The following is a 13,904-nucleotide window of genomic DNA, read 5'->3' as shown; positions in this document are numbered from 1 at the left end:
AAGAAAGACGTGTGCCCCGGAGAGGGGCCGCGCGTGAGACAAACGAGCCAGCAACGGTCAACCGGCGGCCCGGTTCAACTGCCGTGACACGCTGTTGCGCCAGCGCGCCAGGTGCTGCTCGGAGTAGCGCCGCAGGTGGCGAAGCAATTGCGCTTGTTCGTCGACCAGATAGAAGTGGTGACCTTCGAACATGTCCAGCGAGAAGCCGGTGCAGGTTTCCTCCTGCCAGTCGAGCAGCGCCTCGACGCTGACGCTGTCCTGCTTGCCACCGAACACGTGGATCGGCACGCTCAGCGGTTCGCGCTCGCCATACACAAAGCTGCCGCAGAGCAAAAAGTCGGCGCGCAGGATCGGCAGCATCAACTGCATGAGTTCTTCGTTGCTGATGACGCTTTCGCTGGTGCCTTTGAGCGAGCGCAGTCGGTCGATCAGTTGCTCATTGGTCTTGGCGACTGCGTAGTCGCTGACATCACGACGTACCGGGCCAGCGGTGGCCGAGGCAAACAGCGCCAGCGGCGCGGGCAGCCCGCGCTCGCGCAAGGCATGCGCCAGTTCGAAGGCCAGCAGCCCGCCCAGGCTATGGCCGAACAACGCATAGGGCTTGTCTAGCTCAGCACTGATGTCGTCGGCCAGATGATTGGCCAGTTGCACGATGTCGGTCTGCAACGCTTCATCCATGCGCATGCCACGACCGGGAAGCTCCAGCGGTCTTACGTTCAGCCACTCGGGCACTTTACGGCGCCAAGGGCTGTAGAACATCGCGCTTGCGCCAGAGAACGGCAGGCAGAACAGCGTCAGGCTCACGGGCGCGCTCATAGAAGGACCGTCCGTCTGTGGGCGCAGATGTAAAAGCGGCGAGGCGCGTGATTGAAACGCATGGGGTTCTCCTGAGGTATTCCCTGGCCGCAACCGTGGTCGGGCCTGTCACCAATGAGAACGGATGGCGTCTGCAAATAATTAGGGAGGGATGCGCGTTGCGAGCGCGCGACTCGCAAGCCTGCACTTTTAAAGTGCGCTGATTTGCTTTCGCATTTGACAATAATTATCATTAAGGCTAATTTGTTGCCCCATGTGACGGCGCCGCTCCTTCTGCAGCCCTCCCCCCCATAGACTTTGTAGCAAGGTGAATTCCATGACGGAACACGTATTCACAGGCAAGTGCGATTCACCCTTACTCCAGGCATTTGTCGATAACTACCTGCTGCTGGTCAAGATCGCTGCGCGCATCGTCGGCTGCCGGTCACGTGCTGAAGATGTTGTGCAGGATGCGTTCTTCAGATTGCGTTCTGCGCCGCAGGCCACGCTGACCTTCAAGGCCCAGCTCAGCTATCTGTTTCAGATCGTGCGCAACCTGGCCATCGATCATTACCGCAAGCAGGCACTGGAACAGAAATACACCGGCCCCGAGGCCGAGGGGCTGAACGTGGTGATTCAGGGTGCATCGCCAGAAACCTCGCACATCAACTTCTCCAGCCTGGAGAAAATTGCCGATGCTCTGGGCGAGTTGCCACCGCGTACGCGTTATGCGTTCGAAATGTATCGCTTGCACGGCGTACCGCAGAAGGACATCGCCAAGGAACTGGGTGTGTCGCCGACACTGGTCAACTTCATGATCCGTGATGCGCTGATTCACTGCCGCAAGGTCAACGGTGCCAGCGCCGAAGCCTGACACCAGGCAGTTCAGGCAGACGAAAAAAATCCGGAGCCATGGCTCCGGATTTTTTGTTTCAGCCTTTTATACGACAGATCAGCGGCTGACCTGATACTCAGGCTGCACTTCCGGCATCGCCGAAGAGTGGTGGTTGAGAATCTTCCACTCGTTACCCACGCGGTGGTAGAGGAACGAATAACGTGCCTGCACTTTGGTCTTTTTGCCGTCCGGCGCCGTCAGGGTGAAGGTGTAAACACCGTTGTCTGCTGCGGCATCAGGCCCCAGGCGACGAATCTCCCGGTAGTTGATCTCGCCAATCGGCTTGAGCGCCAGGAACTTGTCGAAGTAGTCTTTGATCTCTGCCGGCGTGGCGCGCACCTTGTTGGAGACCGTAGGCTGCAGGACCGCGTCCGGCGCGTACAACGATGCGACGGTGGTGGAGTTTCCGGTTTGCAGGGCCTTGTTCCAGCGATCAAACAGACCGGCGATTTCCTTGTCGTTCACATTGTTTGGCGTCTCGGCCACCATGCGGTAGGTGTAGCCGGACGGTTCGGCAGCAGCTTGAACCATCGGTGCACTCACAGCCAGCAACAGGGCCAGGGCGGTCAATTTCGTTTTCATCGCTACTCTCCTACGGGGATCTGTTCAGGGATTCAGTGAGTGCCACTTTGCCCGCCGCGCCTCTCTCCGCCATCGGCCAACCGGGGTTATCTGTGTATGCCGATCGGCAGATGGGCTTGGCCTCCTGATACAGTTCTAATAACGCCACTTATGTCGGGCCCGCGCGGCCATCACCCCTTGCTGGAGTCCCCATGCAAAGCCCACCCCACGATCCGGCAAGCGCGCTGGCCATTCGTAACCAGTATCGACAGTCACAAAGTCGTGCCGCACGTCTCCGGTTGCTGGTCGACACTGGCCAGGAACTGACCCAGTTGCCACCCACGGCCATGCGCCAGCGCGTGTTGCAGCGCGCCTGCGCGTTCGTGGCCATGGACCACGGTCTGCTACTGGAATGGGGAGCCGACAACGGCGTGCAGAACACCGCCAGCCATGGCAGTGCAGAGCGCCTGAATACCCTCGAGACGGCCGCCGACCCGATGGCCATCGACCCGCAATGGCTGGAACGGCCCGGCACTGACATGCCTTGCGTGCTGCTGCTGCCATTGCGCGGGGCTGACGATGGCTCGTTCGGTACCCTGCTGCTGGCCAACAGTGTCGCCATCAGCGCGCCCGACAACGAAGACATCGAGTCTCTGCAACTGCTCGCGACCCTGCTCGCTGCGCACCTGGAGAACAACCGCCTGCTCGATGCACTGGTTGCCCGTGAGCGGACCATGTCGCAACTGGTCCGCCAACTGTTCACCGCACAGGAAGACGAACGTAAACGCGTCGCCTACGACCTGCATGATGGCCTGGCCCAGACCCTCGCCGGTCTGCACCAGCGCTTGCAGGGTTTTGCCGGTCGCTGCCCGGATCTGCCCGAGCAACTGGACGCCGATCTGCAGGCCATTCTCAAACTGGCGCAGCATTGCGTCGGTGAAGGACGGCAGTTGATCAGTGGCCTGCGCCCGGCCGTGCTGGATGATTTCGGTCTTTGGCAGGCCGTCGACAAGGAAGCTGATCGTCTGCGTGAAGCGGGAATCGCCGTGCAGTGGATGTCGCGCTCGTTGACGCGCCTGCCCAGTCATCTGGAGATCGCCCTGTTCCGCATTGCTCAGGAAGGCATTAACAATGTGCTCAAACACGCCGACGCCAGCTGCGTAGAATTGGCGCTGGAACTGAGTGACGGCAACATTTCACTAAGGCTGCAAGACAACGGCCGTGGTTTCATCGCCGAGAAACCACTCAACGGCGCTGGCGTCCAGAAGCTGGGCCTGGTTGCCATGCAGGAACGCGCCAGCCTTCTGGGTGGCCGCCTGACCTGCGTCAGCCGTCCCGGGCGCGGCACCCGGTTGCGCGCCATCGTCCCTTTCACCGCAGACAAGGCAATAACATGACTCAAACCGTGCGACTGGTTCTGGCAGACGATCATGAGGTGACCCGCACCGGATTCGTCTCACTGCTGGCGGGCCATCCGGAATTCGACGTCGTCGGCCAAGCGGCAGACGGCCAGCAAGCCATCGACCTGTGCCAGGAGCTGCAACCGGACATTGCGATCCTCGACATCCGTATGCCGGTGCTCAACGGACTGGGCGCGGCGCGGATTCTTCAACAACGCATGCCCGGTCTGAAAGTGGTGATTTTCACCATGGACGACAGCACCGATCACCTGGAAGCCGCCATCAGCGCGGGCGCGGTAGGTTATCTGCTCAAGGACGCAAGCCGCGATGAAGTGATTGCCGGCCTGCAACGCGTGGCACGCGGCGAAGAAGCGCTCAACAGCGCAGTCAGTGCGCGCCTGCTGCGCCGCATGACCGAGCGCAACACCAGCGGCGCGAGCGTACCGGAAGCACTCACGCCTCGCGAACGCCAGGTGCTCGGACTGGTTGCGGGCGGCTTCAGTAATCGGGAAATCGGCGAAAAACTCGGTATCACCACCGGCACCGCCAAGGCGCACGTGGAAAAAGTCATTGGCAAGCTGGGCGCTTCGGACCGCACCCAGGCCGCTGTGCGCGGTGTGGCGTTGGGCCTGGTGAGCCAGTCGACGAGCGATTGGCGATGACAGCCACCGGCAGCAGCCGCTGGGAAGACCTGCCGTTACGCGGCAAGGCATTGGTGGCGATTTCCCTGCCACTGGCGATGCTGATGTTTTCACTGATATTGATCTACATCGCTGAACGCCAGAGCGCGCAGGCGGAAGAGGACGTGCGCCGTGTGCTGCTGGTGCAGGGCGACATTCAGACGCTGCACACCCAGATCGCCGAAGGTGCGGCCAGCGTGCGCGGCTACCTGCTGACCCGTCGCGAAGACTTTCTGCCCGGCTACATCAACGCCCAGCCCCTGATCGATGCAGCACTGGTGCGACTCGACGCCAATGTGCGAGATCAGCAAATGCGCGATCACCTGAAAGCCATCGAGCCGCTGATCCGCACCAAGGTCGACGGCCTGGAAAAACTCCGCTCGCTGAGCTTGCAGGGCCAGGAAACCGTGTCCAGCATCCTGATCGAGAACAAGTACGTGCTCGACCAGTTGCGCGACCGGATCAGCGTTATGCGCGAACGCGAAGACGCCTTGCTGGCGGAGCGCACAGAAGCGGCAGCGGCCAACCGGGCACACTTGCTGCGTTCAACCCTGCTGGCAGCCGCCTGCGGAATATTCGGCGCCATTCTCGCGGTGCTGATGCTGTCCAAAGGCATCGTGGCCAGGGTTCATCAGGTTCAGCGCAACGCCCAACGCCTGGCCCTCGGACACCCTTTGCTGCCGCAACCCCCGGAAAAAGACGAGATCGGTCAGCTTGGCACCCGCCTGGTTGAAGCCGGTCAGTTGCTGGCCGAACGCGAACGAGCGTTGCGCGATAACGAAGAGCGTTTGCGCCTGATCATTGAGGGTGTGAAGGATTACGGCATCTTCGCGCTGGACCGCAACGGCCATGTCATCACCTGGAACGCAGGTGCCGAGCGCATCAAGGGTTACACCGAACAGGAAATCATCGGTCAGCACTTCTCGGTTTTCTATCTGCCCGAGGAGTGCCCGCAACACCCGGCAATGGCGCTGAACGAAGCCACGGTCAACGGGCGATACACCGAAGAGGGCTGGCGACGGCGCAAGGACGGCAGCCGTTTCTGGGCCAGCGTGGTGATCACTGCGCAGTACGACAGCAATGATGAACTGCGCGGCTTTTCCAAGATCACCCGAGACATCAGTGATCGTCGCGTTGCTGAAATCGCTCTGGGCACCGCGCGTGAAGAAGCCGAGCGCGCCAGCCGGGCGAAAAGTGAGTTTCTGTCGCGCATGAGCCATGAACTGCGCACACCGCTGAATTCCATCCTCGGCTTTGCCCAATTGCTGGAAATGGACTCACCGGCCAGCCAGCGCCCGCAGGTCGGGCATATTCTGCGTGCCGGTCAACACCTGCTGAAACTGATCAACGAAGTGCTCGACATCGCCAGAATCGAAGCCGGGCACCTTTCCCTCAGCCTTGAACCGGTGCCGCTGTCGAACGTCCTTCAGGAAGCGCTGGTGCTAGTTTCGCCGATGGCCGCCGACGGCACTATCGAACTGCAAGAGCTGCCGCCATTGTCTGACGGACTGGGGGTAGTCGCCGACCGGCAGCGTCTGATTCAGGTGTTGCTGAACCTGCTCTCCAACGCCATCAAGTACAACAGACCCAACGGTCAGGTGCGCATCGAAGTCGAGCAATCGGCAGAGCGGGTCGCTGTGAGCGTGGTGGACAGCGGCTACGGAATTGCGCCAGAGCTTGTCAATCAGTTGTTCAAGCCGTTCGAGCGACTCAACGCCGACCCTAGCGTAGAAGGCACCGGGCTTGGGCTGGCGCTGAGCAAAAGCATGCTGGAAATGATGCACGGCGACCTGTCAGTGCATAACGTACCGGGCGAAGGCTGCCGGTTCACGCTGGAATTGCCCATTGTGCAAGTGCAGAAAACCGCCCTGCCGACGCAGCGCCAGCCCGACCTGCTGCCTGCGCCGCGTCCTGCTGCCCGCCCGGCATGGCATGGCAAACTGCTCTGCATCGAAGACAACCTGTCGAGCATGGCGCTGATCGAGACCCTGCTGCAGCGCAGGCCGGGCATCCAGTTGCTGTCGAGCATGCAGGGGCAGTTGGGGCTGGATCTGGCCCGTCAACATGCGCCGCAGCTGATTCTGCTGGACCTCAACCTGCCGGACCTCAAAGGCCTGGAAGTCTTGCAACGCCTGAGACGCTTGCCGGCGACCGCCAACACACCGGTGCTGATGATCACCGCCGACGCCAGCGACAGCACCCAACGCGAGCTGAAAACCGCCGGTGCAACGGCCATTCTGACTAAACCCATTCAGGTGCCGGTGTTCCTCGCCCTCCTCGACCACTACTTACCGGAGCCCCTATGACCGGAGACTTCCGCATTCTGATCATTGATGACCAGCGGCCCAATCTCGATCTCATGGAGCAACTGCTTGCCCGCGAGGGGTTGACCAATGTACTGAGCAGCACCGAGCCATTGCGCACGCTGGACCTGTTCAACAGCTTCGAGCCGGACCTGGTGGTGCTGGATCTGCACATGCCCGAGTTTGACGGCTTCGCGGTGCTGGAACAGCTCAACCGGCGTATCCCGGCCAACGACTACTTGCCCATCATGGTCCTGACAGCCGATGCGACCCGCGACACACGCCTGCGTGCGCTGGCATTGGGCGCACGGGATTTCATCAGCAAACCGCTGGATGCGCTGGAGACCATGCTGCGCATCTGGAACCTGCTGGAAACCCGCGCACTGTACAAATCCCTGCGCAAGCTGGTGCCACCGGAAAACATCGAGTTGCTGCGCCAGACACGCGTGCCTGCGCAGCAGTAAGGGGCAGGTTTTACTTAATGAGCGTCACGGGCACCGACACTTCATGGATCACTCGCGTGGCCACCGAGCCCAGCAGCAGGCCACCGAAGTTGCCCAGCCCGCGAGTGCCCATCACCACGGCATCGCAGCCAAGCCGCTGCACCTCGGCCTCGACCTGCTCGGCAACGTTGCCCAAGTCGACATGTGCTTGAAACGGCACACCAGCAGCCGTCAGCAGCGCCACCGCATCATCCAGCACCCGCTTGCCTTCATTGGTCAGCCCGGCCTTCACGCCCTCGATCATGTCCGGTGCCAGATAAAGGCTGTAATCGATGGGGCTGGCCTGCACGTTCAGCACATGCACCTCAAGCGGTTTGGTGAGATCGCCAGACAGCTCGATGACATAGCCCAAAGCACGCATCGCGTGCTCCGAGCCGTCGAAAGGAACCAGGACTTTGTGCATGGGGCGTTTTCCTTGTTGGGTTATGCCCACAACATAGCCCGAGCACAGCAGCGCCGCTACTGGAAAAAGCGGCTCTGCTGATCCAGATCAGCAACCCCGGCGTGCGATCAATGACCTTGCAGAAACGCCGCCGCCTGATCCAGCAACAGCATCGGATTTTCCGCCTTGTGAATATCGACCGACAGCAACTGACGGAAGCGCCGCGCGCCAGGGAAACCCAGACCGAGACCGAGCATATGACGAGTGACGTGGTGCATGTTGCCGCCGCTGGCAATATGCGCCGCAATGTACGGCCGCATCGACTCCAGCGCGTCATAACGGCTGATGACCGGCGCCGTGCTGCCGAACAACTGCTGATCCACCTGCGCCAACAGATACGGGTTGTGATAAGCCTCGCGGCCCAGCATTACGCCATCGAACGTCTGCAAATGCTCACTGCACTGTTCCAGCGTCTTGATGCCGCCGTTGAGGACGATTTCCAGACCGGGAAAGTCTGACTTCAACTGCGCAACCACGTCATAGCGCAGCGGCGGAATATCGCGGTTCTCTTTAGGCGACAGCCCCTCCAGAATCGCGATGCGCGCATGCACCGTGAAGCTCTGGCACCCGGCTTCGTGCACCTTGCCGACGAAATCACACAATTCGGCATAGCTGTCACGGCCATTGATGCCGATCCGGTGCTTGACCGTGACCGGAATACCGACCGCATCGCGCATGGCTTTCACGCAATCCGCGACCAACTCCGGATGCGCCATCAGGCACGCGCCGATCATGTTGTTCTGCACCCGATCACTCGGACAACCTACATTCAGATTGACCTCGTCGTAACCCGCCTCTTCAGCCAGCCGCGCACACGCAGCCAGATCCGCCGCCGTACTGCCGCCCAACTGCAACGCCAGCGGATGCTCGGTCTCGTCATGACGCAGGAATCGCTCCCGATCGCCATGCAGCAAGGCACCGGTGGTGACCATCTCGGTGTACAGCAATGCGTGCTTCGAGAGCAGACGCATGAAGTAGCGGCAATGGTGGTCGGTCCAGTCCATCATCGGGGCGACGGAGAAGCGGCGGGATAGCATTGCGGCTGGTTGGCCAATGGTTACAGGGGTTTCGGGGTTTTCAAGGCTTTCAGGTGTCATGTGTAGTGATCTTGAGTGCAGCTGTTCTTAGCCCGGCTTGTTCGTTTGCTGGAAATGTAGCCATTCGATGCGGGCATGGTGACAGCACGTAAACGCAGAGGCGAAACCACCGGTTTCACGGTGCAGATACGGGTTGTTTGGGATAGCGGGCAGTTTAACAGGAAAGGCAGGCTTTCGAGCGTATGCGGGTTGCTCAAGCTTGGCCCAAGAAACATGAAGCAGAGCTAAACGCCCCGGGTGTGATCGAGTGCATAGACCGCAAACCCGTCAGCATCAAGCAGATAATCGACCGATACCTTGATGAGTAAGAAAAGGTTCGCCCGCAGGGCAAGACTAAGCGGGTAACGCTTACGGCCATAAGCGAGAGCTGGCTGGGAGCGGTGGCGAAGGTCATCAGTGAATTCGCTAGGCTAACGAAGATCCAGAAGCAGCACCTCAGCGTTACTATACTTGTATCCTGAACGGGACAGCCGGTTTACCGCCTCAGCCGCGCTCTTCGCCATCAGGCGCACGTCATTCGTGGGATAAGGCAGCTCGACAAACGCATCACTCTTATCTTTGAGTTTGTCCGGATTGAATATGCTTGTGCATATACTGACGCACATCTTCTTGAACAGAGAATTCTGAGCGCGTAGCTTTTCGGCGGCGCGCTGGGTGTAAGTGGCCACCGCCTCCTTGATCGGTTCAATCGTCGTCAGGCGCTAAGTTGGCGAACTCAAGTCACGACTATTATCAAAACTTTGTCGCGTTCCCGGCCCCACCATTTAATAAATATTGTTCGGAGTAGAAAAACCTGGCGCTGTACAATTCATTGACACTTCATACAATATCCTTACTGATGAATCACGTATTCTTCTACCACTATGACAACCCAAGCAACTTATCTCCCAGCGCCTTCTGTTTAACTTCAGTCGAAATTTCCATTTCTTGGGTTTCCTCCGCTATTGCCTGCGCTGCACTTATATTGGTCAGATATCCCATGTCGGCCGTATTCGGACTGGTTGTTTCGACGTGCTTCAGTATATCGGATTCGGCTAATAGTTCATTTTCAGGAATGACCCGCTCGAGCAGTACTTCCCAGTACGCCCTTTGATTGAAATTGCTGTATTTATTTTCCTTGATCATATATTCGGCGTGGTGGGGAAGCGTCAGCTCCTTTTCACCTGAATTCATACTGATACCCTCGGGCGAAATATTACGTCCCTCCAGATCGCCCAGCTCCTTATTATCATCGATATCCAAACCATGGGGGTCTACGAATGTCAGCATGCCCCCGACCTTCGCATCGGACGGCAGATCATCAAGGGCGACATGCAGTACCTCTGATTCGTCAAAAACTCCGACTGCATCTGTATCCTTGCTTGTACTGGTAAGGCCCGCCAATTTGATCGTACCCCCTTCTTTCATAGCCATCCATTCCGCTTTTGTATGAACCGCACCACGATAGGTTTTACTTTTTTCATCGCTGCCTTTAACGACTAGCTCGAATGCATTGTCCAGCACCGCAAACAAGCTGCCATTCACAAGAGCCCCCACCCCCAGTTCTAGACCCGTTTTTTTTAGGGAGTCGAAGTAACTGCCAGAAAAACCGCTTCGTAATATGCTGTTGATCACCTTGTAACCGCCGCCCGTATAGGCCCACATGCTGATGCCCTGAATTGTTTCCGAAGGCGCGGCCTTACTGGTCATAGCTTTTATTTTTGCCTTGACATCGTCTCTTTTCTGAATGACTGCAGCAGACAGCGTAGTCTGAACAACCTGCGCACCTGGCGAACTCCCCGGCCGGGAAAGGCGCATCTGCAACGCCTTTTCTCCCATCACGTCTGCCTCCCTTTCCAGGCCGCTGTCGTCATTTACCCTCACCCCACCCTTCATCTGAACCGTTGGCCGAACTCGCCCCTGAGCTTGCTGCACAATATGCCAAGCCTCATGAGGCAAATGCTTCTCTTGTCCTGAGGCCAAATAAATGTGACTTCCTTGCGCATAGGCATGTGCGTTTAATTGTGTGGGCTTGTCCGAGTTGTAATGCACCTTAACGTGGTCCATGCTCATGCCGGAAAGCGACTCAATGCCGGCTTTCAACTGGTCCGGAATGCCGGTGTTGTTAGGGGGGGATGACTTCTGAGCCAGTTTGGCCGACGAACCACGGTTGTCCTCCAGAACTACGCCGCGCCGCGAATTTTCCCGGTTGTCTTCGAGCGGACCGGCCTTGCACTGCACCGCTCGATAGTTTTGGAGCACCGCACCACCCTGCTGTCGATAAACATTTTCGTGCCCAGTATTTTGATGCTTCTTGCTAGGCTCATCGAACTCAGCCATAGGATCCGCTCCTGATCAGATTGGGGGCAGCGTAGCTAAATAATTTGGCCTAGGGTTTGTCTGAAAAGTCAGCCCGCAAGCATTTTTCGATGCAGGCCAATGTGACCATGGCTTTGAAGCTGCTGGCCAGTTTGTCGTAACGAGTACATATCCGAAATTTTTCCTTGAACCAGTTGAACAACCGCTCAATAACATTGCGTTTTTTGTACTGAGGCTTGTTAAACAGCCGAGGCAGTCAGAGTCGAGGCTTTCGATGCATCTTGCGCAGAGGAATCAACGGCTGCATGCCGTAGCGGTCGCAGTATTGGCGCAAAACCTGGCTGACATAACCCTTGTCGGCCAGTACATAACGGCAGCGTCTGCGCGGACGACCCTACTGCCAAGTAGCCTGATCTGATCCAGCAACGGCACGAATTATCTGATGAATCGTTTAGAAACGCTATCTTAGATAGGTCTGGATGTGTATTCATGAAAATTGCTTCCCGAGCCAAGCAGTGACCTACGACAGCAGCCGTGTCAAATTTTCTATCGTCCACTGAAATTCTATAAAACTCTTAATGAACATGAAGATAAAAGCCAGATAGTCCAATCCATCATGGGGACGACGGAAAAACGGCGGGACAGAGCCAGGATTGATTCCCCAGTATCTGCCGGGATTTCTGTTTTTTTTCAATGCTCATTAACAGTGATCTTTTATAAAGAGGTTTATGGCCATTTTTGCTCGGTCTCTGAAAACAGTTGGTAGATGTAATAACCCAAATCAGAAATCCCCCCATTTAAATGGGCACGATCAGACCACGCAAGCGCAACACTACTGCTTACGGCGCACAGATACGGATCAATCGAAACGGTCAGCGAGTTTATCAGGAAACCCAAACCTTCGGCCGTAAGCAGGCAATCCAAGTATTCGGGCACTGACGGTCGGTAACGACGAATCGCGTTGAAGGTATACAGGCAGTCTTGGTCCGCCACATGAAAACACAGACCAGAAAATCGGAAATGGGTTGATAAAAGTAAATAACTACCCCTGTCACAGCATGGATCGGCACCCAAATAGCGCCTGATGGCTTCGTGCATGAAGACATGGCAGCCTGCTGACCACGCTGGACAATCCCGGACCGTTCGTCCCAGCCCTACCCCATGCGCCTCATGGACAAAGTCATCTGCCCCATCAGGTCTCTCTGCTCTTTCAGGGATAGCACCAATCGCGCTATGGATCTGCTGGTGGATAGCTCGGACAGGGGCATACCCGTCACATACAGCTGGATATCGCCGGAGTCGGGGTTGAGAAGCTTCACGGAAAAGCTTTCGTTCTCCCCGATGACGCACTCGCATCTGGACGGCAGAAAAGCTGTTTCAAGAACGCGCTGGAGATCGGGCTTTGAATACATGGGGCGTCCTCTGCTGGCCAAATCGTTTAGTCGAGTGTAGCCAGGTTTTACGCAAATTAGTTGCTGACTTGGGTCAGATACTCAGCAGTGCCTTTTAGTTTCTGATCCCAGTGCAAATGACCTGCAAAATCACAGTAATAAAGACAGAAAACCTCGAGATACGTTACACCTCTGTTACACCGTCCGGGGAACGTCGTCCCGTGATGATTACCAGCATCTATCACTCCCCTTTCAACGGAATAAACACCGCAAACGTCGTCCCCTGCTCCGCTTTCGATGTCACCTCGATCCGTCCGCCGTGGGCGTCGACTATTTTGGAGACGATAAACAGACCGAGTCCCAGGCTTGAATACGGGCCGTTGTCGGTGATCTGCTCGGGCGAGTAGCGTCCCATCGGATTGAAAATGAACGGCAGGACGTCTTCGGGGATCGGGCTGCCGGTGTTGTGAACGGTAAACTGGAGGGTGTCTCCAGAAGCCGCCAGCGTGACCTCAACGGGGTCATTGCTGTTACCGTGCTGTATCGAGTTGCCAATGAGGTTGGAGAACACCTGTTCCAGGCGGTCGCCGTCAACGTAAGCAATGACGTGCTCGCTGGACGTCAGGCGTATGTCTGCCTCGGGGTTGACCGTGCGGGACTCGTCGACGATGCGCGCGCAGATGGGCTGGATGTCTATCTTGGTCTTTTTCAACGGGATGCCGGGGCCGATCTGTGAGCGCGTGAAATCCAGCAGGTCGCCGACGATCTGGCTGGCGCGTTTTACACTTGAATAAATCCTTGAAGCAACCTTGGTCGGTCGCGCGCCCAGGTCGCTGGTGCGCAACAGAACATCGGCGCCCAACAAAATCGCGCTCAACGGGGTACGTAGATCATGCCCGAGAATGCCAAGGAAAATATTGCGCGAAGCCTGAACCGCGCTGGTGTAGCTGGAGATGGATTCAGCGAGTGCCTGATCGATTGCTTCGTTGAACCTGATCATGTCCTCCATCTGTACTTTCGTATCAGCGGTCTCTTGTATCATCCATTGCTTGATGACACTGGCCCGCAATGCGCGAAATTCAGACACCACCTGGTCAATGGTAAAACCCGACATCAGCCGGGTAATGGCATGGGTTTTTGCAGGGGTCTGGTCTTCCGATACCACCTGGCCCTGTGATTTGTCGACCTGTTCCTGGGACGACTGATCAGTTTGCAGGTCCGTGGCAATGGCCCGAAGCATCTGCTCGGCATGATCCCTGAGCTCTTGGGTATCCAGAGGCTCGCCGGGCGTTGCCATCGTGTGAGCGAAATCGGTCCACTCCTGCACGATGGGGTCGATATTTTCAAGGATGAAGCCCGATAACCGCATAGCAACCTGATCCTTTAAGAGTCGAGCGAATGGCATCTCCGGGGTGCAAATCATGCACTGATCCAGACGGAGAGAACGGTTGGGTATTTTTTGATCGCATTTCTGGCGGGAAGTGCTGATTAAGTGTGTTCAGGGTGGAGGACGACCATTACATTTGCAGGCGGTACATG

Annotated in this window: 12 protein-coding genes and 3 pseudogenes; 6 read left to right on the top strand and 9 right to left on the bottom strand. The window is 57.5% G+C overall.

Annotated elements, in window-relative coordinates:
• Positions 1–57: 57 nt before the first annotated feature.
• A complete protein-coding gene (locus I9H07_RS08340) occupies positions 58–816 on the bottom strand; it encodes a thioesterase II family protein (RefSeq protein WP_236425089.1) in 759 nt (252 codons plus the stop codon).
• Positions 817–1,132: 316 nt separating this feature from the next.
• Between I9H07_RS08340 and I9H07_RS08335 the strand changes: the two genes are divergently transcribed.
• Positions 1,133–1,669 (top strand): RNA polymerase factor sigma-70, encoded by a 537-nt coding sequence (locus I9H07_RS08335; RefSeq protein WP_024674315.1) that lies wholly within the window; start codon positions 1,133–1,135, stop codon positions 1,667–1,669.
• A 78-nt stretch (positions 1,670–1,747) separates the two neighbouring features.
• On the opposite strand, the gene I9H07_RS08330 is transcribed toward I9H07_RS08335, so the two are convergent.
• Positions 1,748–2,272 (bottom strand): SgcJ/EcaC family oxidoreductase, encoded by a 525-nt coding sequence (locus I9H07_RS08330; protein ID WP_024674316.1) that lies wholly within the window; start codon positions 2,270–2,272, stop codon positions 1,748–1,750.
• A 191-nt stretch (positions 2,273–2,463) separates the two neighbouring features.
• Between I9H07_RS08330 and I9H07_RS08325 the strand changes: the two genes are divergently transcribed.
• The 4 genes from I9H07_RS08325 to I9H07_RS08310 are packed head-to-tail and all read left to right on the top strand — an operon-like array spanning position 2,464 to position 7,098.
• Positions 2,464–3,648 (top strand): sensor histidine kinase, encoded by a 1,185-nt coding sequence (locus I9H07_RS08325; protein ID WP_236425088.1) that lies wholly within the window; start codon positions 2,464–2,466, stop codon positions 3,646–3,648.
• Entirely contained in the window at positions 3,645–4,313 is a 669-nt protein-coding gene (locus tag I9H07_RS08320; protein WP_058823767.1) for a response regulator, read from the top strand. Before I9H07_RS08325 ends, I9H07_RS08320 begins: the two co-directional genes overlap by 4 nt.
• A complete protein-coding gene (locus tag I9H07_RS08315) occupies positions 4,310–6,637 on the top strand; it encodes an ATP-binding protein (RefSeq protein ID WP_236425087.1) in 2,328 nt (775 codons plus the stop codon). Before I9H07_RS08320 ends, I9H07_RS08315 begins: the two co-directional genes overlap by 4 nt.
• Positions 6,634–7,098, top strand: a complete 465-nt coding sequence (locus tag I9H07_RS08310) for a response regulator (RefSeq protein WP_024646102.1) — start codon at positions 6,634–6,636, stop codon at positions 7,096–7,098. Before I9H07_RS08315 ends, I9H07_RS08310 begins: the two co-directional genes overlap by 4 nt.
• Positions 7,099–7,108: 10 nt before the next feature.
• Here I9H07_RS08310 and I9H07_RS08305 read toward each other — a convergent pair whose 3' ends face one another.
• The 5 genes and pseudogenes from I9H07_RS08305 to I9H07_RS08280 form a co-directional block, all read right to left on the bottom strand.
• Positions 7,109–7,540, bottom strand: coding sequence for a universal stress protein (locus tag I9H07_RS08305; protein ID WP_024646101.1), 432 nt, complete (start codon positions 7,538–7,540; stop codon positions 7,109–7,111).
• A 107-nt stretch (positions 7,541–7,647) separates the two neighbouring features.
• Entirely contained in the window at positions 7,648–8,676 is a 1,029-nt protein-coding gene (gene dusA, locus I9H07_RS08300) for a tRNA dihydrouridine(20/20a) synthase DusA (protein ID WP_058823769.1), read from the bottom strand.
• A gap of 413 nt (positions 8,677–9,089) precedes the next feature.
• Positions 9,090–9,377: pseudogene (locus I9H07_RS08290) on the bottom strand (hypothetical protein); the annotation flags it as partial.
• Between the two features lie 160 nt (positions 9,378–9,537).
• On the bottom strand, positions 9,538–10,995 hold the full coding sequence (locus I9H07_RS08285) for an eCIS core domain-containing protein (RefSeq protein WP_236425086.1): 1,458 nt from the start codon (positions 10,993–10,995) through the stop codon (positions 9,538–9,540).
• Positions 10,996–11,044: 49 nt separating this feature from the next.
• Positions 11,045–11,400, bottom strand: a pseudogene (locus I9H07_RS08280) (transposase); the annotation flags it as partial.
• Positions 11,401–11,775: 375 nt separating this feature from the next.
• Between I9H07_RS08280 and I9H07_RS08275 the strand changes: the two are divergent.
• Positions 11,776–11,904 (top strand): annotated as a pseudogene (locus I9H07_RS08275) (chorismate mutase); the annotation flags it as partial.
• A 224-nt stretch (positions 11,905–12,128) separates the two neighbouring features.
• Here I9H07_RS08275 and I9H07_RS08270 read toward each other — a convergent pair.
• Both I9H07_RS08270 and I9H07_RS08265 read right to left on the bottom strand, forming a co-directional pair.
• The gene (locus tag I9H07_RS08270) at positions 12,129–12,386 is read right to left on the bottom strand and encodes a DUF1652 domain-containing protein (protein WP_024674324.1); all 258 of its coding nucleotides are present in this window, start codon (positions 12,384–12,386) and stop codon (positions 12,129–12,131) included.
• Positions 12,387–12,606: 220 nt separating this feature from the next.
• Positions 12,607–13,734, bottom strand: a complete 1,128-nt coding sequence (locus I9H07_RS08265; protein WP_058392947.1) for a sensor histidine kinase — start codon at positions 13,732–13,734, stop codon at positions 12,607–12,609.
• Positions 13,735–13,904: the final 170 nt, after the last annotated feature.

Source organism: Pseudomonas syringae, assembly GCF_023278085.1.
GTDB lineage: Bacteria > Pseudomonadota > Gammaproteobacteria > Pseudomonadales > Pseudomonadaceae > Aquipseudomonas > Aquipseudomonas syringae_Q.
This window is presented reverse-complemented; position numbering and strand designations above follow the sequence as displayed.

Coding starts and splice junctions, on each gene's coding strand:
- I9H07_RS08265 (WP_058392947.1), bottom strand. CDS start 13,734: ATGCGGTTATCGGGCTTCATCCTTGAAAATATCGACCCCATCGTGCAG.
- I9H07_RS08325 (WP_236425088.1), top strand. CDS start 2,464: ATGCAAAGCCCACCCCACGATCCGGCAAGCGCGCTGGCCATTCGTAAC.
- I9H07_RS08270 (WP_024674324.1), bottom strand. CDS start 12,386: ATGTATTCAAAGCCCGATCTCCAGCGCGTTCTTGAAACAGCTTTTCTG.
- I9H07_RS08285 (WP_236425086.1), bottom strand. CDS start 10,995: ATGGCTGAGTTCGATGAGCCTAGCAAGAAGCATCAAAATACTGGGCAC.
- I9H07_RS08320 (WP_058823767.1), top strand. CDS start 3,645: ATGACTCAAACCGTGCGACTGGTTCTGGCAGACGATCATGAGGTGACC.
- I9H07_RS08340 (WP_236425089.1), bottom strand. CDS start 816: ATGAGCGCGCCCGTGAGCCTGACGCTGTTCTGCCTGCCGTTCTCTGGC.
- I9H07_RS08310 (WP_024646102.1), top strand. CDS start 6,634: ATGACCGGAGACTTCCGCATTCTGATCATTGATGACCAGCGGCCCAAT.
- I9H07_RS08305 (WP_024646101.1), bottom strand. CDS start 7,540: ATGCACAAAGTCCTGGTTCCTTTCGACGGCTCGGAGCACGCGATGCGT.
- I9H07_RS08335 (WP_024674315.1), top strand. CDS start 1,133: ATGACGGAACACGTATTCACAGGCAAGTGCGATTCACCCTTACTCCAG.
- I9H07_RS08315 (WP_236425087.1), top strand. CDS start 4,310: ATGACAGCCACCGGCAGCAGCCGCTGGGAAGACCTGCCGTTACGCGGC.
- dusA (WP_058823769.1), bottom strand. CDS start 8,676: ATGACACCTGAAAGCCTTGAAAACCCCGAAACCCCTGTAACCATTGGC.
- I9H07_RS08330 (WP_024674316.1), bottom strand. CDS start 2,272: ATGAAAACGAAATTGACCGCCCTGGCCCTGTTGCTGGCTGTGAGTGCA.